We start from the raw sequence: 20,046 nt of genomic DNA, 5'->3' as shown, positions 1-20,046 counted from the left end.
TTATTTGACTACTTATTTAGTTTAATCAGCAATACAATCTCACGCAACTGTAGTTTGTATTGTTCGGGATTCTTAATACTGTTATTCTCTATCCTTGTCCAGAGAATCACGAAAAAATATATCTATTTACAGACATTTACACTAGACTTTTGACAATTTTGATATTAAAATACGGTAAGTTGATCGGAATTAAGTAGTTTTGAGCAACGTTAAAAAAATAACCGCCTGCATTTTCACCAAGTAGAAAAACTCATCCTTCAGGAGTTATGACACTCTACTCACAAGGTTTATAGTCATCCTCAACTCTTGCATCTCACAGCTAAAACTCACTACAGAATAGGAATATGGACTACTTATTACTACCCATTTTCAGCTTTTTCATTGGCATCATCGTTGGTTTAACAGGAATAGGTGGCGCATCTCTGATCACTCCCATGTTGATTTTTGTCTTTCAAGTACCGCCTTCTATCGCTATCAGTTCTGATGTTGTAGCTGCCACATTAATGAAAGTAGTAGGTGGGGTCAAACACTGGCAACAAAAAACCCTTGATCTAGAAGTTGTCAAATGGCTGGCAATGGGTAGTGTTTCTGGTTCATTACTGGGTGTAGGAGTTTTGCACCAACTTAGAAGTGGTGGAGGACATAACATAGATAGCCTCTTACTGCGGTTATTAGGAATAATGATTTTGATAGTTACATTGACAGCCTTAATACAAATGTTGTTAATGACATTTTTTCCCAAACTCAATTTACCCGAACTGCCAAAATTAAATGTCAAAACTAATAAAGGACGTTTTCTTACTTTACTTATTGGCGCAATTTTAGGTTTTTGTGTGGGAATGACAAGCGTTTCATCAGGCTCAATGTTTGCCTTAGTTTTGATATCATTCTTTCGTCTAGATGCACGTAAATTAGTGGGTACAGATATTACTCAGGCAGCAATTTTATTAATATTCACATCCCTTGGACACCTGACATTAGGAACAGTAAATTGGAGTTTAGTATTACCAATTTGGCTAGGTTCAGTTCCAGGAGTTCTCATCGGTGCTAAACTTTGCCAAATCACACCTCAACGTCCCCTGCGATTTATTATTTATAGCATCTTAATGATGGTAAGTTGGAAATTAGTAGCACAAGCATGATCATCTCTGCATACGTCTGTGCTAAACGCTGTAGATCTCTACATTTTAATCTCTCTTCAGAAGCAAGAGGTCAAAAGTACCTCGTTCGTACATAATAAATAACCCCAAACCAATTAACACAAACGGGACTACAGCCTTACCATAACGGCTTAAAATATAACCAATAGCAGCTTGACGACTTAATAAATAAGCAATACCACACCAAACCCCTACCATGCCTAAAAATACAGCCAAAATAATTCCTAAACTGGCAAAAGTTTGTCCAGCAAATAGGGGTATGTAAATACTAATATTGTCACCACCATTAGCAACAGTCACAGCTGCAACTTTATAAGTATTTGGGTGGAGGATACTCAATAAAAAGGATAATATAGAGTTAGGATGTGATGATTCTACAAAATCAGCGTTGACAGTCTGAACTTCTATATTTTCTTCTTCCCGATTTAGTAATTGTTTAATACCAATTAATATTGGTAACAGTCCTAGTAATCCAATTAATTCCCGCTTGATAACTAAGCCACCAAAGAAACCTGGTAAGCTAAGGAGAATAATTGCCGCAAAGCCAAGGTATTGACCAATAAAAATATGTCTACGGCGAAAATTATGATCTATCTGCGAAAATAAAAGCAGCAGAATAATGATATCGTCAATATTAGTGGCTGCAAAAGCAATCATGCCTTGACTAACAGCAGTTATCAAACTATTCATGGTTATATTTTATAATATACAATTTATTAAAATATCAACATTTGTTACCCTAAAGTTCATAAATATCAAAAATATCTAAAATGAATGATTTCTGCACTGCTATTATTACAGGAATAGCTGCCTTTACAGCCACTAATATTGATGATTTTATAATTTTATTGCTATTTTTTGCTCAAGTAGATGATAATTTACGACCTTGGCAAGTTGTGATTGGTCAATATTTAGGTTTTACTATTCTTATCATCCTCAGTTTACCAGGTTTATTTGGTGGCTTGATTCTACCTCAAGCCTGGATTGGTTTATTAGGCTTAATTCCTCTAACTATTGGTATCAGTAGCTTAGTGAATAGAGAAACAGATTCATTAGCGGAAATACCAGCAGAAATCATACCATCTTCAACATCAATAAGCAATATTTTTGTCAATGCCCAAATTTACACCGTAGCCATTATCACCATTGCTAATGGTAGTGATAATATTAGCATTTATCTACCATTATTTTCTAGCACTAAATTAGATAGTTTTTTAGGAATGATCTCTTTATTTTTTCTCCTTTTAGCAGTTTGGTGTTATGCAGCATATAAATTAACCCACCAGAGAAAAATAGCTGATTTTTTAACCAAGTATGGTAATTATTTTGTACCTTTCGTGCTGATGGGTTTAGGGGCTGTAATTCTCTGGAAAAGTCAGGCTTTGAGTCCGCTAAAACTCCTTGGTAGTTGTATTTGTTTGCTAGTTTTGGTGAAAAAAACTTGACCAATGACTAATGACCAAACTCTCAAACTTTCGTCAACCATTCACTCTCTTCTGGGTCTTTAAATAGTGAAGTGCTGAGGTAACGTTCACCAAAGCTAGGCTGAACCATGACTATCAGTTTTCCTTCATTTTCTGGACGCTTGGCGATTTGCAACGCCGCATATAAAGCAGCACCAGTAGAAATTCCTGATAACAATCCTTCTTCTTTTGCTAACCGACGACTATAAGAAATAGCTTGTTCATCGGTGACTTGAAGGACTTCGTCAACAAATTCTGAACGGTAAATGGCGGGAATAAATCCGGGTCCGATACCTTGAATTTTGTGGGGTCCGGCTTTTCCCCCTGCTAATACTGGACTATTGACTGGTTCAACTGCTACTGCTTGAAAACTGGGTTTGCGTTGTTTAATCACTTCGGAAACGCCTGTAATTGTTCCTCCAGTTCCTACTCCCGCTACCAGAATGTCAACTTCCCCATCTGTATCGTTCCAAATTTCTTCAGCGGTGGTGCGAGCATGAATTTGAGGGTTAGCAGGATTGCTAAACTGTTGCAACATATAAGCATTGGGGGTTCTAGCAACAATTTCTGTGGCTTTAGCGATCGCTCCTCGCATTCCTTCAACCCCTGGTGTTAACTCTAATTTCGCTCCATAAGCCATCAACATCAATCGTCGTTCCTGGCTCATAGTATCTGGCATACTTAAAATCAGACGGTAGCCTTTAGCAGCTGCAACCATCGCTAAAGCAATGCCTGTATTTCCAGAAGTCGGCTCAACTAAAATGGTTTTACCAGGAATAATTAAGCCCTGTGCTTCGGCTGTTTCCACCATGCTCACGCCAATTCTATCTTTGACAGAAGCCGCAGGATTCATACTTTCTAATTTGACAACAATTCGTGCCAATGCTCCCCAGGTTTGGGGAATCTTGTTTAATTGCACTAACGGAGTGTTGCCCACTAACTCGGTGATATTTTTTGCTATTCGCATCATCATACCTCTTGATGACTAAATGTAATACATGGGACTATTTTGAGCGCGAGTTTCTCTTTCCTGACACAAGTCTTGGAGTGTATAGCCACGCAGTACCTCAATTGAAGCAGCGTTAGCTTGTTCCCAAATTTCCAAAACCAAAGTTTTTTCTATAGTCGGAGTCTCAGAGTTTTCTTTCTCTTTGCGTTCCCCTTCTACCAAAGTGACTATTTCTAGCAAAGTAATCTGCCAAGGTTCACGTACCAACAGGAAACCACCTTTTGAGCCACGCTGACTCTGCACCACACCCGCACGTCGCAGGTTAGTCAGAATCTGTTCCAGATAACGCTCTGGTATCGGTTGCTTGACAGCAATCTCGTTCATAGTCAGAGGGACTTTTTTATCGTGATGGCTGGCAAGTTCTAACAGTGCCAATAGTGCGTATTCCACCTTGGCAGAAAGATCCAGAAGAGCGTAGCTTTGGCTATTCAAGTCCGTATTTAGAATACTACTGTACATTGATAGACTTAACGAGGATTTTACGAAATTAGTTTTCTTTTAAGTGTTAAATGTGATGTCATTCCACTTACAATAATAAAATATCATAACTCTATCGATTTACCGGGGTTTATTTACATAATTCTCAAAATTGCTTCATCTTTCGTAGGAATTGCAGTACGAGTCAGGAGTAAAACCCGCTTAATACCGGATTTTTGACTTAAATTTTGCACTTCATTTACCTGCAATCTCTTGTATCTAAACTTCTGTGCCAAGAGATTACCGATTAGACATAGTTTTTTAGAGTCTGCATCATGTATACTACGGTTAGTACATCGGAAATTAGTAATATAACCGCTGATGTCATTATACACAGGTCTTACACAAACAGCTACTAACAGCAATCGCCAAAATTTCACCCGGCGATCGCTTTTACCGATTAAAAAAAATGCTCTCTGGCAAATAGAAAGCGGCTTTGTGCTGACTTATACTTATCTAGAAGACGGGACGACAGTGGCTTTAGGATTATGGGGTCCAGGTGATGTGGTGGGTGAACCCTTATCAAAAATGAAACCATATCAAATGGAATGTTTAACCACAGTAGAAGTAACAATTTTACCTGTGGATAATTGGCATCAACTCACAGAGACTTTACTTCACCACATCCAGCAAGCGGAAGAATTAATGCTAATTCGCAGCCATAAAAAAGTAGAAACCATGCTGATGCAACTATTAGCGTGGTTATCAAAAAAATTTGGCTCACAGGTAGAACAAGGACGCTTAATAGATATGCGTCTAACACATGAAGATTTAGCAGCACTGATCAGTTCTACCCGTGTGACTATCACTCGTTTGCTGGGACAATTAGAACAAGAGGGATTGATTGATAGACTTTCTTTGAATCGGATTGTAGTTCGACAAGAGGATATTTGGTATTACGAAATTTGATTTCAAGCCTTTTCTCAATCAAAGTCCTAAATCTACAGCAATACGATGAGCGCAAGCAAACCCAGAAAAAGCCACTGCATTTAAACCCTGACCGGGAAAGGTACTATCTCCCACACAATAAAGGTTAGGTATAGCTGTGCGGTTAAAAGGCATTGCCAATAACCCCCACAACTTACGTTTGGGTATGGGTCCATAAGTACCATCTACCCGACCTAAAAAACGACGATGGGTAAGCGGTGTCCCCACTTCCATATAATCCAACCCCGCATCTAAACCTGGAAAAATCTGCTCTAGTCGGTCAATAATTTCTCCTGCTGCTTGCTCTTTTTTTTCTGCATACTCCGTGGGTGTAAGTCCCTGCCAATCAGTAATCCAGTCAGGTGTAAAAGCATGAATAATGTGGTATCCTGTGGGTGCTAAATCTGGATCTAGTAATGTGGGAATAGAAACAAAAATTGTCCCTCTTGCTAATTCCATATTTTGCCAATCTTCCAGCAAAATATGATGGCATTCTGTAACAGCAGGTAAAACATACGCTTTTACCCCGATATGCAAACTCAAGAAACTGGGTGATTTTTTATATTGCTGTTGCCAATTTTTTTCATTAGCTGGAATTTTATCCGCTGGCAATAACTTTTCAAACGTATCCCATCTTGTGGCGTTGGATACAATGCGTTTACCGTGATAAACCTTACCATTAGCTAACTGTACACCAATAGCTCGTCCCTGTTCCGTGAGGATTTTCGTCACCCTAGCTTGGTATTGAATTTGACCGCCAGCTTTTTCTAAACCCTCTACCAATTTTTGGGCAATTTGTCCTACTCCACCTTTAGGATAATTAACTCCCCCATAATGTCGGTCAGAAAAAACCATTCCTGCATTAATCATTGGTGTCATGTTGGCTGGAACTACTGACCAGCAGTAACACTCAATATCAATAAACTTTAATAATAAGGGATCTTTGATGTAGCGCCGCGCCACATCTCCCGCATTTTGGGGTAAATACTTAGCTAAACCAAGACAAGCTAAAGGATGCTGAAAAAAGACCCGCAGTACATACCCTAGTTCTTCTAATGATAATAATTCTATACTATTGAGGCTATTGAAAACTTTTTGACATTCATCATAAAAACTGCGAATCCCTTTTTCTTCATTGGGGAAATAAGCAATTAAATTTTGCAAAAATTTTTCATAATCTCGGTCAACTTTCAAGTTTAAACCGTTAGGTAGATGATAGTGTATCTGTACTGGATCTGTAATTGATTCTATGTGAAGATTTACAGCTTCTAAAGCGTGGGTGAGTAAGTTGGTTGTACCCTTGTTTCCCAAACCAAAAATCATGGATGCACCAACATCAAATGTATATCCTTGATGTTGAAAATAACCTGCACTACCTCCAGGAATGAGGTAACGCTCTAGAACTAATACTTTAGCTCCTTTTGCTGCTAATTGGGTGGCTGTTACTAAACCCCCAATACCAGAACCGATGACAATAACATCAAATAATTCATAATTCATAAGCAAGAATTCAGGAGTAAGGAGCCAGAATATCTACCAAAACAGGAATATATAGGGTTTTTTATAATATACAGCAGGACTCAGGAGTAAAACTGGCTTTGTATAAAGGTTTCAATTTAGATTCGTACCGTATGGCTACGCCACGCAAGCTATCGGCTGACGCTCACGGAAGCCTCATTGATCTGCAATCTGTTGTATCAAGGATGACACTCTTAATTAGAGGATGTCTAAAAACTTTTTAGACTCGCATATCCCCCTAAATCTCCCTTAAAAAGGGGGACTTTGAGTAATTTATCCCCTGAGAAAGAGGGGATATGAATAAACCTTGATGGTTCTCACACATCCTCTTAGATTTACCTGAGTCGAGAGCGCAGCCTTAGCTGCTCGCTACCTGCTTACAAAAAATTACAAAAAAGAGGGACAAGCCTGCTACCGCTGGCTAATCCCGTCTGCCGATCCTTTAAAGAGAGGAGAACACTGTATAACAGTATAGCCTTGATTGAGAATATGTGTCAACTATTAATGAAAAACTTTAGCAATAAACTTTAGAAAGACTTAGTACATAAATTGTATCATTATTGACAGTATAGAACTTTTAAGCCGGAGAGTGTCTATTAATTAACCTTTAATAAAGCTCAAAAAAACAGAAAAATTTTCCTGGTCATAACCCTACACCCAAACCCCCACACTCTGATTATGCTTTCTGTAAATTCTGCAAAAATCTCTGCAAAAACTTACCCCATTCCGCTGCTAAAGGAATTTCTGTAAAGGGAACTCGTACCGATTTAGAAGATTCGGAAAATATAAATTCCAACTCAATCACACTACCTTTTTGGGGTGGGTTTTCTATATCTACTTTTTTATCATTGACCAAAAAATGAATTTCCTGAACATCCAATAAAGAAAAAGTTTCCAGTTTAATCGGTCCCTGTGGTGTGGGTTTTCCCCAAGTAATATCGTTACCTTTTTGACCAATAACCGCATAAATATCATACTTAGCCCGTTCAAATTGTTCAGCCCAAGTACGATAAGCTTCAAGCTTTTGATATTCTTTTGAACCTTGCCAAGCTAACCAGAAAAATGCTACTAACAGAGGCAACCATAAAAGACCACGTTCCATAATTCGTAATTCGTAATTTTTTCTAGTCTCCATTTTGCCAAAAATACCACTAGATGAGTTATCGTAGTGTGCAAACTGACAAGAAGCGGTGATAAGTTGATATGAGAAGACTTATATTATTGTGCTTGTTTGTCATCGGCTTGGTTGCTGCCGTGTTCGGGTTCCTGAATTTTCAGGGATTGGCAACCAAAGGTGAATTTGAGACAATTTTACTGGATTTTCGAGAAGATATACCAGCGACAGTAATACAGCAGGATTTACAGGCGATCGCTCAACAATATAACGTTACACCCCGACTGGATAACCAATTTTCAGCGGCTGATAGTGTGTATATTATCAAAGGCGATCGCCAAAGGTTGAAAGACCTAAGAAAATCCCCATTTGCCAAAACCACAGAATTCATCGAGCCTAATTATATTTATAAAGCAGTTCCCATCGGCGAAACTGCCTGGTTAGGAGACTTTCTGCGTCCCCAAGATGATGAAGAAGCAACTCCCTCATTAACAGGGCCAAACGACCAATATTACAGCAAACAGTGGAACCTGCACAAAATTGGCGTAGAAGGCGCATGGACTCGCACCAAAGGTAGCGGCGTTACAGTTGCAGTCATTGACACCGGTATCACCAAAGTCCGAGACTTGTATGAGACAAAATTCGTCAAAGGCTACGACTTTGTAAACGACACAGAAACAGCCAAAGACGACAACGGACATGGAACCCATGTAGCCGGTACAGTAGCCCAAGCCACCAATAATAAATATGGTGTAGCGGGAGTTGCTTACGAAGCCAGCCTCATGCCCTTAAAAGTATTGGGTGCTGAAGGTGGTGGCACAGTAGCCGATATTGCCGAAGCCATCAAATTTGCCGCCAACAACGGCGCAGACGTAATTAACATGAGCTTAGGTGGTGGTGGTGAAAGCCAGTTAATGAAAGAAGCGATCGAATACGCCTACAAAAAAGGTGTAGTCATCGTCGCCGCCGCAGGTAACGAAAGTACCGATGGTTCTAGTTATCCCGCCCGTTATCCTCATGTTATCGGTGTTTCCGCATTTGGACCCGATGGCGAAAAAGCATCTTATTCCAACTTTGGCGCAGGTGTAGATATTTCCGCCCCTGGTGGTACTGACGCAGGTGCAATTCTCCAAGAAACCATCAACGAAAACGGCGAAGGCGTATTTTTGGGACTCCAAGGTACAAGTATGGCCTCTCCCCACGTTGCTGGTGTTGCAGCATTAGTCAAAGCAGCTGGTGTCACAGATCCAGAGGAAATTTTAAAAGTCCTCAAACAGTCAGCTAGAGTCATTCAAGATGATGGTTTGAACTATTATGGCGCTGGACAAATTAACGCCGAAGCAGCCGTTAAACTTGCCAGTGAAGGACAAATTAGTTTTCCCGACTTTTTCCGGTGGTTGCGGGATAATGGTTATATCAACCCTGGTTTTTGGATTGATGGCGGTGTTGTCGCCTTAGTACCTAAAATATTAATGGTAGTCGGTTCCTATCTCCTCGCTTGGTTTTTACGGGTTTACTTCCCCTTCGCTTGGAGTTGGTCTTTATCCAGTGGCTTAATATTTGGCAGTTCTGGTTTATTCTTCCTCAAAGGAATTTACATCTTTGACCTTCCCCAGTGGCCATTCCGGGTTTTGGGCAGTTCCATACCCGAACTAGGCAACAGTATACAGGGAACAGGTGCTTTAAATCCCCTCTTTGCCAGTGTGTTAATTCCCATTATTTTAATAGCATTGCTGTTAGGACATTCCAGTTGGAAATGGTTTGCCATTGGTTCTACTTTAGGTATGACCGCTTTTTTAACAGTCAGTGCTATTTACGATCCCAACCTTTGGGGCTTGGGAGATGGTAACTTAGCCCGGATCTTCCTCATCATCAATGCCCTACTGTGTTATGGACTAGCACGTTTAGCATTGAAAAACGACGAACAACCAGCTTAGGAATAGGTGACAGGTGACAGGTGAGGCAGTCCCGTCTTGGGGGTTTCCCCCAGGAGGAACTGCCGAACCCCGAAGGAGTGACAGGTGACAGTGAAAAATTAACCCACTTTTGCCTTTTGCCTTTTGCCTCCTATTCCCTATTCCCTATTCCCTATTCCCTATTCCCTTATGAGCATTACAGTTACAGGCAAAATAGAACGCCGAAATATTGGACTTGGCGCTTGGGCTTTCGTCACAGACGATGGAGTTACCTACGAAATTCCTAAAAGTGCTGACAAAAACTTGCTTCAATCAGGACAAACAGCTAAAGTTACAGGAAAGGTACGCGATGACATAATGACAACCGCAATGATTGGTCCTGTTTTAGAAGTAAAATCCTTTGAAGTGATTAGTTCTGACTAGCAACTGAATCTAGAACCTCTTGGATACGAGTTCTAAATTCTCCTTTGGGATGTCCACCTTTGACCTCACCGACAATCTTAAATTCTCCTTCGGGAGAATCGCATATAATATAGGTAGGCCATCCCATTTGGGATTTATCAGGGTACTGATGGAGCAAAATCTGGCGATATTGACGATAAGTCGCCGTATCCTGCATTTTGACATCAATAAATTGCAAACCCAGTTCCTCAGCCACTTTTTTGTCATAAAAAGACATCTTGTGGCATATACCGCAATCTTCAGAAGAGAACTTAATCACTGCTAAACTCATCTGTTTCTAATAAATTCTCAATAATGTATAGAAAAATTTTCTCTTATATGTCATAAAATGTTAACAGAAAGACCAGACTCACACAGGCGTTAATTATAGAAAAATTATTAAGAGTCCTATTATATATCGCTGTAATCATTCTGAACTTGGGCTTTGGCTCAAAATAAAATCAAAGCAATTCCGAAATTAGGCTTGGCATTTGGCAGAAAACAGGAGTAAACTGGGAGCCAACACCTAGTGGCAACAAGAGGAGAACAGCACTGGCAGCAGACTTGCTCTTGTCTACAAAAAACCCCCAGCGGGTGTTAGCCAACTAGGGGAGATTAGTTATCAGGGTGCATCTACCAATTCAATGTTCTCAGGTGCGACACAATCCTCCGGATAAATCCCTTCCTGGAAGTTTGTTTTTATTTCTTAATAAAAAACCCCCAGTCAGTGTTAGCCAGCTAGGGGAGATTAGTTATCAGGGTGCATCTACCAATTCAATGTTCTCAGGTGCGACACAATCCTCCGGATAAATCCCTTCCTGGAAGTTTGTTTTTATTTCTTAATAAAAAACCCCCAGTCGGTGTTAGCCAGCTAGGGGAGATTAGTTATCAGGGTGCATCTACTAATTTGGATCTTCTTGGTTTTCATGCCATACTCCGGATAAATTAAGGTGGATCATTATTATTGTTGTTTGTAAGCCAAAAAAACCCCCAGTCGGTGTTAGCCAACCAGGGGAGATTAGTTATCAGGGTGCATCTACTAATTAAATGTTCATGAATTGAATGTTATTTCCGGAAAAATTGGGTTGTTTTTCCATGATTGATATTTGCCAACCCAATAAAAAACCCCCAGTCGGTGTTAGCCAACCAGGGGAGATTAGTTATCAGGGTGCATCTACTGATTAAATGTTCATGAATTGAATGTTATTTCCGGAAAAATTGGGTTGTTTTTCCATGATTGATATTTATCAACCCAATAAAAAACCCCAGTGGTGTTAGCCAACTAGGGGGAATTAATTATCAGGGTGCATCTACCATTTAAACGTTCCTAGTTAATGTACTATGCTCCGGATAAATTCAACTAAATGTAAGTCGCTGTCACTTACCGAAAAAATTCCTATGGATAGTAGCTGGTTAGGGGAGTTAGTTATCAGGTTTTAATTTTCTATCGGTTGAGCAGAAAATCTTGGGTCAAACATTGCTTTTTTTGCCAAAATTAAAAAGAAAACCCCCAGCAGGTGTTAACCTACCAGGGGAGTTGAAGATCAAGGTGCATCTACCAATAAAGTTTTCTAGTCGGAAGTAATCCAATCCGGATAAAGTTGTACCAGCACTAAAAGGCGAAACAACGCGAAATCAGAAACATTCCTCAGCAAGATGCTTCTAAAGTATCAGCTAGAGCAAAAAAAACTAGAAACTTTTACGGTGGAACCCGGATTTTAGGAGGCAAACAGGAGAAGTTGTGACCCAGGAATTTCATATTTCCGTAACCCCAGTAGGGCAGAATGACTACTTGGTGCGGACGGAACAAGTCGCACCTGGGGTGCCATTGGCAGAAGAACTGGTGAGTTGGCCTGTAGCTGAGTGGTTAGCAGCAGCAGGACATTTGATGAATGACCCTTTACAATTGGTGCTACAGGGGGATGCGATTGCCAGGAACTCTGTTAACTTAGTGGCACTGGGTCAACAATTATACAATGCACTGTTTCAAGGCACTCTCAGAGATAGTTGGATTACGGCCCAAGGTATTGCCCAGAATCAACAACAGGTACTGCGCTTGCGTTTGGGACTCAAAGATACTAGGTTAGCGCGGTTGCCTTGGGAAGTGATGCACGCAGGCGATCGCCCTCTGGCCACAGGTCCTTATATCGCTTTTTCCCGCTACCAAAGTGGAATTCCTTCCACATCAAGATTGCCAACACGCAACCTGCCCACACCACAGGAAGAAAGCGGGGTTAAAGTGTTAATGGTGATTTCTTCTCCCACAGATCAAGTCCGTCTGGATTTGCTCAAACAAGAAGCAATCAACCTACAAGCAGAACTGCATCGGCAGATCCCCCGATCTGGGGAAAATGGCAATTACCTCCCAGAAATTGAATTAACTGTCCTGGATCAACCAGGAAGAGAAGAGTTGACCCAAGCTTTAGAACAGGGACGATATCATGTTCTCCACTACTCCGGTCATAGTAATGTGGGAGCTAATGGAGGGGAAATTTATCTCGTTAGTAGAAGAACTGGGTTAACAGAAACCCTCAGCGGTGATGATTTAGCTGGGTTGCTAGTCAATAATAATATCCAAATGGCAGTGTTTAACTCCTGTTTGGGAGCATATAGAGCTAAGTCTGATGGCTCTGGGGATACAGGAGAAAGGAACCTAACGGAAAGTTTGGTGAAAAGGGGCATTAGCAGCGTTTTGGCGATGTCAGAACGAATTCCTGATGAAGTGGCGCTGACCCTGACACAATTGTTTTACCGCAACTTAAGCCAGGGCTATCCCCTAGATCTGTGTGTGAGTCGGGTGCGTCAGGGCTTAATTTCTGCCTATGGTTCTCACCAGATGTACTGGGCGTTACCGATGTTGTATCTGCATCGAGAATTTGAAGGTTTTCTCAGACCGCAACTGGGTTTATCTGCCAGTTCAGAGTTGCTCAACGAATATCAGTCACCTGTGGGAACATCTGCTAATGCGATGTATGCTGCTGCGACAGATGATTTGGAAATACCTTTAACTCTTGAAGAGATGATGCCCTCTGGGTTAGCAAGAGAGCATTCTGAGTTAGATTGGCTAGGAGATGATACTTGGGGGGATCTCTTGGATGAAATTGAGTATGATCACCCCGGTTATGATGAGGATTCGGCGATTGTGGCTGATTTATTTCGTCAGCTAGGTAATCCACAAGTCCCAACTGAAGAAACGCCCATGAAGGCGGAACTAGAGTCACCAATCACGGAAAATCATCTTCAGGAAAAGCAGCCTTCAGCAGTGGAAGAGGAATTTGATTTTTGGGGAGATAGACCAACTCCAACAACGCCCCATGAGCCAAATATTGAAGGTAATCGGGTAATTTCCCAACAGCTACCATTACCACCACTTAACCAATCACGTCACCGTCGTCGGTTATGGCCAATGTTAGGCATTTTGGGTGCAAGTGCGTTAGCTGCCATAATTGGTTTAACTTGGTGGTCGAATCATCGCAAGTCTGTAGTTTCGGAAATCCCCACCATTCCTACGCATACTGTTACTAACAGCAAACAAGCTCCTATTGACTTAAAAACATCATCAACAGGTATTGTCACTGCTACAGCTATAGAGAAATTGAGTCAAGGAAATTTACAGGCTGGGCTAGAGACAGTGGAAGAATTACTCAATCGTGGCGCTTTACAATCGGTAGAAACGGCTTTAGCTCTTGTTCCTGCCAAGCAAAGCGAAGATCCATCTGTCAATTTTTTGCGAGGACGATTGGCTTGGCAATTTGCCCAAACAAGAGATAAAAAATACAGTATGGATGATGCCCGTCGTTACTGGGAAATTGCGGTGCGGGATCAGCCGAATTCTATCTTGTATAACAATGCTTTGGGATTTGCCTACTATGCAGAAGGAAATCTGAATCGGGCTAATGATTCGTGGTTTAAGGCTGTGAATTTATCTCTGAAACAACAGAATACAACCTCTACAGCCGTGGAATATGCCAATAATATCATGCCATCAGAGGCTTTAACTGCTTATGCGGGATTAGCCTTGGGTTTATATAAATCTGCAAATAATCAACCTACTGATAAACAGGGACAATATATTAAAGAAGCAATTAAACTGCGTCAAATGGTGATTCAGAATGAACCTGTGAAGTTTACGGTAGATAAATTAGCTCAAAATTGGCTGTGGACAGATCAGGCGATCGCAGATTGGCGATCGCTCCTTCAGGAGCAAGAACAGAGGTGACGTGAAATACATACTAATACTCAAATTAAATATGTAAAGCTATATTTACAGCTTTAGACAACGAATCTGGTTAGATATATAAACGACGCTCTTAGAAGTCAGGAATCAAAAAAATGAGAAAAGTAGAAGCTATTATCCGCCCATTTAAGCTGGATGAGGTAAAAATTGCCTTGGTTAATGCGGGAATTGTGGGCATGACAATTTCTGAAGTCCGGGGTTTTGGACGGCAAAAAGGTCAAACTGAACGCTATCGGGGTTCGGAATATACGGTTGAGTTCCTGCAAAAACTGAAGCTGGAAATCGTGGTTGAAGATTCCCAGGTGGATATGGTGGTTGATAAAATTATCTCAGCTGCCCGTACTGGTGAAATCGGTGATGGTAAGATTTTTATCTCTCCTGTTGAGCAAGTCATACGGATTCGGACTGGAGAAAAGAATACCGAAGCTGTGTAAGTATTGAAGATTTAGAAATGGGGCGTTGTTGAGTGAGAAGATGAAGTATTTTCAAGATTTTACTTTGTCTTTGAAATCAGCAACGCCTTCTATTGTTTGATTGTGCTAAACTAAAAAAGTTATAAGTTACGTAACACATTACATCTACCATTGTTTAAGATATGTCTCCGTCAGAAAATTATCCAAAATATCGAGATAAAAGGACGGAACAATTTGCTTTAGGTGAGAGAGTAAAAGAGTTTCAAGCTTTTGCTAGACAAATATACAAAAGGCTTGAGATATTAGAAGCAGCTACTAGCAAAAAGGATCTAATGTTACTACTAAGTAATCACTTTGCTTAACGAACAGGTTAGTTTTATGATGATGCTACAGGGATTTGTAAGAGGAGTGCGTAACGTACTTGCACATACTCATGGAAAACAAAAAGAAGCAAGAAAGGCTTATGAATATTTATTTATGGCATCTCTTTTTTGCCGACGTATTGATGAGACTACCAAAACAAAACCATAAAATAGCAAACCTCTCCTTCTCTTCCTTCGCTTCCTTCGTGTCTTCGTGGTTTGTTCAAATCATTCTCTCAAAAAAAAACGAATAACCCCAAAAAATCCTTACCCTACCATTTCCACCAACTGCGGAACTAACTTTTTCAAAGCATTACCCCGATGACTAATTGACTTTTTCAACTCCGGTGACATTTCGGCAAAAGTCAACTGCTTTTCTGGGACATAAAAAATCGGATCATAACCAAAACCACCATCACCACGGGTTTCATAGAGAATTTCACCCTTACAAATACCCTCAGATTGCAAAACTATTTCCCCCGCAGGATTTGCAACTGCTACCGCACAAACAAACTGTGCTTGGCGGTTTTTTGTAGTTCCTAATTCCCGTAATAACCGAGAAATCCGGTCTGCATCAGTGTTGCCATAACGGGCAGAATATACACCAGGCGCAGCATTTAGCGCATCTACAGCTAAACCAGAATCATCTGCGATCGCCCAATTTCCTGTAGCTTTGGCAACTTCAGAAGCTTTTAAACAAGCATTGGCTTCAAAAGTTTCTCCAGTTTCATCAACATCTAAATCTGCGGGTTTAAGGGTTAATTCCCAACCAGAATTAGTTAAATAAGCTTGCATTTCCCGCAATTTACCGGGATTTCCTGTAGCTACTACGAGTAATTTCATTAAAATTAGGTGACAGGTGACAGGTGACAGGTGACAGGGAACAGGGAACAGGGAACAGGGAACAGGGAACAGGGAACAGGGAAGATGAATAACCCAATTACCAATTACCCATTACCAATTACCCATTACCTATTAATTAGACTCAGCCCAATTTTTTGCCCAAGCTAGGGTTTGATGAACCTGTTCTATTGTGGGTGCTTCACAATAAAGGCGTAAAACTGGTTCAGTACCACTAAAACGAATCATTAACCAACTTTGATCAGCCAGACGGAATTTATAACCATCAATTGTATTGCAATCAATTACTTTTTTACCAGCAATTTCTGTTAAAGGTTGGGTTTGTAATTGTTGTAATAACTTGCCTCTGACTTCCATACTCGCTAAAGGTAAATCTATGCGATCATAGGCTGAGGTAAAATTAGTTTGTTGTTGTAATTGGCGATAATACTCACCTAAATCCAACCCTGATTCTACAACTGCTTCTAATACATACAATGCTGATAGTAGGGCATCTCGTTCGGGAATGTGGCTACCATAACCAATACCACCAGATTCTTCACCACCTAGTAATACTTCTGCGGCTAACATTCTATCTGCAATGTATTTATAACCAACTGCGGTTTCAAATACAGACAAGTTGAGTAATTTAGCGACCAGGGGAATTATATCAGAACCGCTAACTGTTTTGACAATTTCCCCTGTAAAGTTGCGTCTGCGGGTGAGGTGGTCAATTAAGATGGGGATTAATATTTGGGAACTGAGGAAATTAGCGTCTTTGTCTACTGCGGCAATGCGATCGCAATCTCCATCAAATACTAAACCTACCGTTAAACCTGAGTTATTACTTTCCCCATGAGTTTTGATTTCTGCAAATAGCCGGGAGAGGTATTTTGGTAACGGTTCTGGCGCACCACCTTCAAATAAAGGATCACGGTTGCTGTTGATTTCTTTGACTTTTTCGCCTAATAGTCTACCCAAACCACTAGCCGCTGCACCGTGCATAACATCTGCAAATAATGTTAATTTGCTTGATGATATTGCTTGCCGAATTTTGCCAATATCAACTTTCTTTTCTAAAGCTTGACAATAACTAGGCCAAGGATCAAATGTTTCTTCTTTTCCTGGAGTAGCTGCGGTTGGTACTTTCTCTGTTAATAGTGCTTCTATTTCTTGGGTAACTTCTGGTGGTACAGAACCGCCAAAAGCACTCTTGACTTTTAAGCCTAAATATGATCCTGGATTATGACTGGCAGTGATGACTAACGCACCTAAAGCGTTGAGGTCTTTTGCAGCCCAGCTAAAAGCCGGGGTTGGGGCATAAGTTTCGCTAAACAGCACATCGAAACCAACAGCGGTGACAGCATCAGCGACGACACGGGCAAATTCCTCCGCCATAAATCGGCGATCATAACCGACAATAATGGTACGGCTACCCACTGTAGAATAGTAAGTATCATATAATACTTGGGCTGCCACTGGGGCTACTATGGCTAGGCGTTCAAAGGTAAATTCCTCGCCAATTACCCCCCGCCAGCCATCTGTACCAAATTTGATTGGGCTAGTTAAAATTGGCATTGATATATCCTAAATTTCTAACTGAGGATTGTAGCATTTATACAGGTGACTAGGGACTGGGAACTGGGGACTGGGGACTGGGAAAAATCAATCAGCTATGCCTTCGGCGAGTGAAGCGTTGCCTTCGGCCAGCGCAGCTATCGCTAATGGTAAAATACGATGTTCCTGAATTTGAATTCTAGCGTGTAGTGTTTCCGCTGTATCATCTGGTAATACTGGTACTGCGGCTTGCATTAAAATCGGTCCACTGTCCATTTCTAAACAGAGGAGATGTACAGTACAACCAGTTATTTTTACTCCTGCTTCTAAAGCTTGTTCAACAGCCCGCACACCTTTAAAACTAGGCAATAAGCTGGGATGGATATTAATAATTTTATTAGGAAAAGCATCAATTAATTCTTGTGTTACTAGACGCATCCAGCCTGCCATAATCACAAATTCTACATCATATTGCCGCAAAGTTTTGACAATTTCTCTGTCCAAATCTTCGCGTTTTTTGTAGTCACGGTGATTTAAAAACACAGCGTCTACACCTCGATTTGTTGCCCTAACGGCTGCCTTTGCTGAGGGGTTATTGTAAATTAAAACTTGAATTTGGGCGTTGAGTTTCCCTTCTTGAATAGCTTGGGCAACTACCTCAAAATTGCTGCCATTACCAGAAGCCATCACTCCCAGTTTCAAAGGCTTGATTGGTTGTAAGTTATGACTAGTAATGTCGGGAGAAATTAGACTAGATTCTGCATCAATCGAGTAATATTGACTCATAAAATTATGAATATCCTATAAATGACTAAGATTATCATGAAACCATCCCGCTTTCCTCTCATGCAACTACTAGATAATGATACAGTAGCTGCCTGGGTGTTTCTCACACCAGCACTCATTTTGTTAGGCTTATTTATAATTTGGCCAATTGTCTATTTGTTTTATCTTAGTTTCACGGCTGGTAGTTTTACTTCAACGGGGACTTATTTGGTAGGCTTTAAAAACTACTGGCGTTTGTTACTAAACTCGGATTTTTGGCAAGTGATTTTTAACACAGCTTATTTTACCCTTGGTAGTCTTGTTCCCAGTTTGGTGGTGCCGTTGGGATTAGCAGTGTTGTTAGACCGTTCCCTAGCTTTGCGGGGTCTTTTGCGAAGTGCCTACTTTCTCCCTTCCATTATCTCTCTTGTGGCTGCTGGTTTAGGATTTCGCTGGTTGTTTCAAAATACTGGTCCTGTCAATGGACTGTTGGATTTTTTTGGTGTTGCGCCAATATCTTGGTTAGGAGATACTTTTTGGGCAATGCCAGTAATAATTTTATTTAGTATTTGGAAACAACTCGGTTTCAATATGGTGGTGTTTTTGGCTGGGTTGCAAACCATTCCTCCCAGTCGCTATGAAGCAGCAGAACTGGATGGGGCAAATGGTTGGCAACAATTTTGGCATATTACCTTACCTGGACTGCGGCCAACTTTAATCTTTGCTACTGTCACCACGGCAATTTTTACATTACGGAGTTTTGAACCTGTTTATGTGATTACAGGTGGCGGTCCGTTGAATTCTACTAATTTGCTGGTTTATTACACTTATCAAGAAGCTTTTGCTCAATTTGATTTTGGTTACGCTGCCGCAGTAGCTACGGTTTTGTTAGCGGTGACTTTGCTATTAGTTTATTTGCAGTTAAGAACTTGGGGAGAAGAGTAATTGGGAGATGGTGAGGTATCAGGTCAAAAGTCAAAAGTCAAAAGTCAAATTAAATAAACTTCTGACTCCTGACTACTGACTCCTGATGTTAAAACTCTTTTTTTAAGAAGATGAAAATAGCTATTGCTAACAGCATAAAACTGTAAAGTAAGCCATAACCTGCATGACCTATCAGGGTCATGGTGTCTGGTATTGCTTGCAGTCCATAAACGGCATCATTTTTTAAATCTAGCCGAGATAAATCTGGGAGTATGAGATATAAACCTTGTGTCATGCGTTCTACACCAGGGTTTTGACTGAGGCGGCCTAATGCCACTAAATCTTTTGTAATATTCCCCATTAAATAGACGGCAAATGTTAAAGCTGTGGCTATGAGGGAACTGGTAAAAACTCCTAATGTAACAGCTACAGCAGTAATTAAGGTCAATTGCAAAAATAAGAAGAATACAGCAATGAGAATACTGGATATTGGATAGGAAATTTTACCAAGTTGCAAAAATACCAGATAAATGGCTGTCATGGCCGCTATGATTACAGCCAGCACACTGGATAATCCTAAGTATTTACTGGTAATAAATTCACTACGACTTATAGGTTTAGCAATTAACATGAGAATGGTGCGCTTTTCGATTTCTTTGTTAACTAGTCCTGTACCTATAAAAATAGCAACTATTAAACCGATAACATTCATTACTGCCAAACCAAAGTCTAAAAAGATTTTATCTTGAGTCGTAGCTGCAAATTCAAAAATTGCGCGGTTAGCAACGGCGAGGATAATTGCATAAAACCCGATGATGTACAGGATGCGATCGCGTATCACTTCCTGAAATACGTTTTTTGCCATTACAAAAGTTCTGACTGCATTCATATTGTTTGGTAATGGGTAATGGATAAATGTTAAC

The 20,046-nt window shown here is 40.5% G+C and carries 21 protein-coding genes; 10 read left to right on the top strand and 11 right to left on the bottom strand.

The window, feature by feature from the left end; translation table 11 throughout:
* Positions 1–344: 344 nt before the first annotated feature.
* On the top strand, positions 345–1,142 hold the full coding sequence (locus tag H6G06_RS19115; RefSeq protein ID WP_190562971.1) for a sulfite exporter TauE/SafE family protein: 798 nt from the start codon (positions 345–347) through the stop codon (positions 1,140–1,142).
* Positions 1,143–1,187: 45 nt separating this feature from the next.
* On the opposite strand, the gene H6G06_RS19110 is transcribed toward H6G06_RS19115, so the two are convergent.
* On the bottom strand, positions 1,188–1,850 hold the full coding sequence (locus H6G06_RS19110) for a cadmium resistance transporter (RefSeq protein ID WP_190562969.1): 663 nt from the start codon (positions 1,848–1,850) through the stop codon (positions 1,188–1,190).
* An 80-nt stretch (positions 1,851–1,930) separates the two neighbouring features.
* Between H6G06_RS19110 and H6G06_RS19105 the strand changes: the two genes are divergently transcribed.
* Positions 1,931–2,605, top strand: a complete 675-nt coding sequence (locus H6G06_RS19105) for a cadmium resistance transporter (protein WP_190562967.1) — start codon at positions 1,931–1,933, stop codon at positions 2,603–2,605.
* A gap of 22 nt (positions 2,606–2,627) precedes the next feature.
* Here H6G06_RS19105 and cysK read toward each other — a convergent pair whose 3' ends face one another.
* From cysK to H6G06_RS19090, 3 genes are all read right to left on the bottom strand, one after another.
* Positions 2,628–3,590, bottom strand: a complete 963-nt coding sequence (gene cysK, locus H6G06_RS19100) for a cysteine synthase A (protein WP_190563087.1) — start codon at positions 3,588–3,590, stop codon at positions 2,628–2,630.
* A gap of 18 nt (positions 3,591–3,608) precedes the next feature.
* Positions 3,609–4,091 carry an RrF2 family transcriptional regulator gene (locus H6G06_RS19095; RefSeq protein ID WP_190562965.1) on the bottom strand — a complete coding sequence of 161 codons (483 nt, stop codon included), beginning with the start codon at positions 4,089–4,091 and terminating at the stop codon, positions 3,609–3,611.
* A 113-nt stretch (positions 4,092–4,204) separates the two neighbouring features.
* Positions 4,205–4,444: a hypothetical protein gene (locus tag H6G06_RS19090; protein ID WP_190562960.1), complete on the bottom strand. Its 240-nt coding sequence runs from the start codon at positions 4,442–4,444 to the stop codon at positions 4,205–4,207.
* On the opposite strand from H6G06_RS19090, the gene H6G06_RS19085 reads away from it, so the two are divergent.
* Positions 4,431–5,018, top strand: a complete 588-nt coding sequence (locus tag H6G06_RS19085; protein WP_190562958.1) for a Crp/Fnr family transcriptional regulator — start codon at positions 4,431–4,433, stop codon at positions 5,016–5,018. The genes H6G06_RS19090 and H6G06_RS19085 overlap by 14 nt on opposite strands.
* A gap of 18 nt (positions 5,019–5,036) precedes the next feature.
* On the opposite strand, the gene crtH is transcribed toward H6G06_RS19085, so the two are convergent.
* Both crtH and H6G06_RS19075 read right to left on the bottom strand, forming a co-directional pair.
* On the bottom strand, positions 5,037–6,536 hold the full coding sequence (gene crtH, locus H6G06_RS19080) for a carotenoid isomerase (RefSeq protein WP_190562956.1): 1,500 nt from the start codon (positions 6,534–6,536) through the stop codon (positions 5,037–5,039).
* A gap of 694 nt (positions 6,537–7,230) precedes the next feature.
* Positions 7,231–7,656 (bottom strand): hypothetical protein, encoded by a 426-nt coding sequence (locus H6G06_RS19075; RefSeq protein WP_190562954.1) that lies wholly within the window; start codon positions 7,654–7,656, stop codon positions 7,231–7,233.
* Positions 7,657–7,757: 101 nt separating this feature from the next.
* Here H6G06_RS19075 and H6G06_RS19070 point away from each other — a divergent pair, with 101 nt between their 5' ends.
* Both H6G06_RS19070 and H6G06_RS19065 read left to right on the top strand, forming a co-directional pair.
* Complete coding sequence (locus H6G06_RS19070; RefSeq protein ID WP_190562952.1) at positions 7,758–9,605, top strand: S8 family peptidase; 1,848 nt, start codon at positions 7,758–7,760, stop codon at positions 9,603–9,605.
* Between the two features lie 168 nt (positions 9,606–9,773).
* Positions 9,774–10,007: a hypothetical protein gene (locus H6G06_RS19065; protein WP_190562951.1), complete on the top strand. Its 234-nt coding sequence runs from the start codon at positions 9,774–9,776 to the stop codon at positions 10,005–10,007.
* Here H6G06_RS19065 and H6G06_RS19060 read toward each other — a convergent pair.
* Positions 9,994–10,317: a thioredoxin domain-containing protein gene (locus H6G06_RS19060; protein ID WP_190562949.1), complete on the bottom strand. Its 324-nt coding sequence runs from the start codon at positions 10,315–10,317 to the stop codon at positions 9,994–9,996. The two genes, H6G06_RS19065 and H6G06_RS19060, sit on opposite strands and share 14 nt — an antisense overlap.
* 1,449 nt (positions 10,318–11,766) lie before the next feature.
* Between H6G06_RS19060 and hetF the strand changes: the two genes are divergently transcribed.
* The 4 genes from hetF (at position 11,767) to H6G06_RS19040 (ending at position 15,206) form a co-directional block, all read left to right on the top strand.
* The gene (gene hetF, locus H6G06_RS19055; protein ID WP_190562947.1) at positions 11,767–14,244 is read left to right on the top strand and encodes a cell division protein HetF; all 2,478 of its coding nucleotides are present in this window, start codon (positions 11,767–11,769) and stop codon (positions 14,242–14,244) included.
* A 113-nt stretch (positions 14,245–14,357) separates the two neighbouring features.
* Complete coding sequence (locus H6G06_RS19050) at positions 14,358–14,696, top strand: P-II family nitrogen regulator (RefSeq protein ID WP_190562945.1); 339 nt, start codon at positions 14,358–14,360, stop codon at positions 14,694–14,696.
* 161 nt (positions 14,697–14,857) lie between these two features.
* A complete protein-coding gene (locus tag H6G06_RS19045) occupies positions 14,858–15,037 on the top strand; it encodes a hypothetical protein (RefSeq protein WP_242039777.1) in 180 nt (59 codons plus the stop codon).
* Complete coding sequence (locus H6G06_RS19040; RefSeq protein WP_199306798.1) at positions 15,030–15,206, top strand: TIGR02391 family protein; 177 nt, start codon at positions 15,030–15,032, stop codon at positions 15,204–15,206. Before H6G06_RS19045 ends, H6G06_RS19040 begins: the two co-directional genes overlap by 8 nt.
* Before the next feature lie 98 nt (positions 15,207–15,304).
* Here the strand turns inward: H6G06_RS19040 and rdgB are convergent, their stop codons facing one another.
* From rdgB to purN, 3 genes are all read right to left on the bottom strand, one after another.
* Entirely contained in the window at positions 15,305–15,880 is a 576-nt protein-coding gene (gene rdgB / locus H6G06_RS19035) for an RdgB/HAM1 family non-canonical purine NTP pyrophosphatase (protein ID WP_190562943.1), read from the bottom strand.
* Between the two features lie 132 nt (positions 15,881–16,012).
* Positions 16,013–17,455, bottom strand: a complete 1,443-nt coding sequence (locus tag H6G06_RS19030) for a phosphoglucomutase/phosphomannomutase family protein (RefSeq protein WP_190562941.1) — start codon at positions 17,453–17,455, stop codon at positions 16,013–16,015.
* 87 nt (positions 17,456–17,542) lie between these two features.
* Positions 17,543–18,220 (bottom strand): phosphoribosylglycinamide formyltransferase, encoded by a 678-nt coding sequence (gene purN / locus H6G06_RS19025; protein ID WP_190562940.1) that lies wholly within the window; start codon positions 18,218–18,220, stop codon positions 17,543–17,545.
* Positions 18,221–18,256: 36 nt separating this feature from the next.
* On the opposite strand from purN, the gene H6G06_RS19020 reads away from it, so the two are divergent.
* The gene (locus H6G06_RS19020) at positions 18,257–19,144 is read left to right on the top strand and encodes a carbohydrate ABC transporter permease (RefSeq protein WP_190563083.1); all 888 of its coding nucleotides are present in this window, start codon (positions 18,257–18,259) and stop codon (positions 19,142–19,144) included.
* An 88-nt stretch (positions 19,145–19,232) separates the two neighbouring features.
* Here H6G06_RS19020 and H6G06_RS19015 read toward each other — a convergent pair whose 3' ends face one another.
* Positions 19,233–20,012, bottom strand: coding sequence for an ABC transporter permease (locus H6G06_RS19015; protein WP_190562937.1), 780 nt, complete (start codon positions 20,010–20,012; stop codon positions 19,233–19,235).
* Between the last annotated feature and the right edge of the window lie 34 nt (positions 20,013–20,046).

Source organism: Anabaena sphaerica FACHB-251, assembly GCF_014696825.1.
Lineage (GTDB): Bacteria > Cyanobacteriota > Cyanobacteriia > Cyanobacteriales > Nostocaceae > RDYJ01.
The sequence above is the reverse complement of the archived record's forward strand: the minus strand, read 5'-3'. Positions and strand labels throughout refer to the sequence as shown.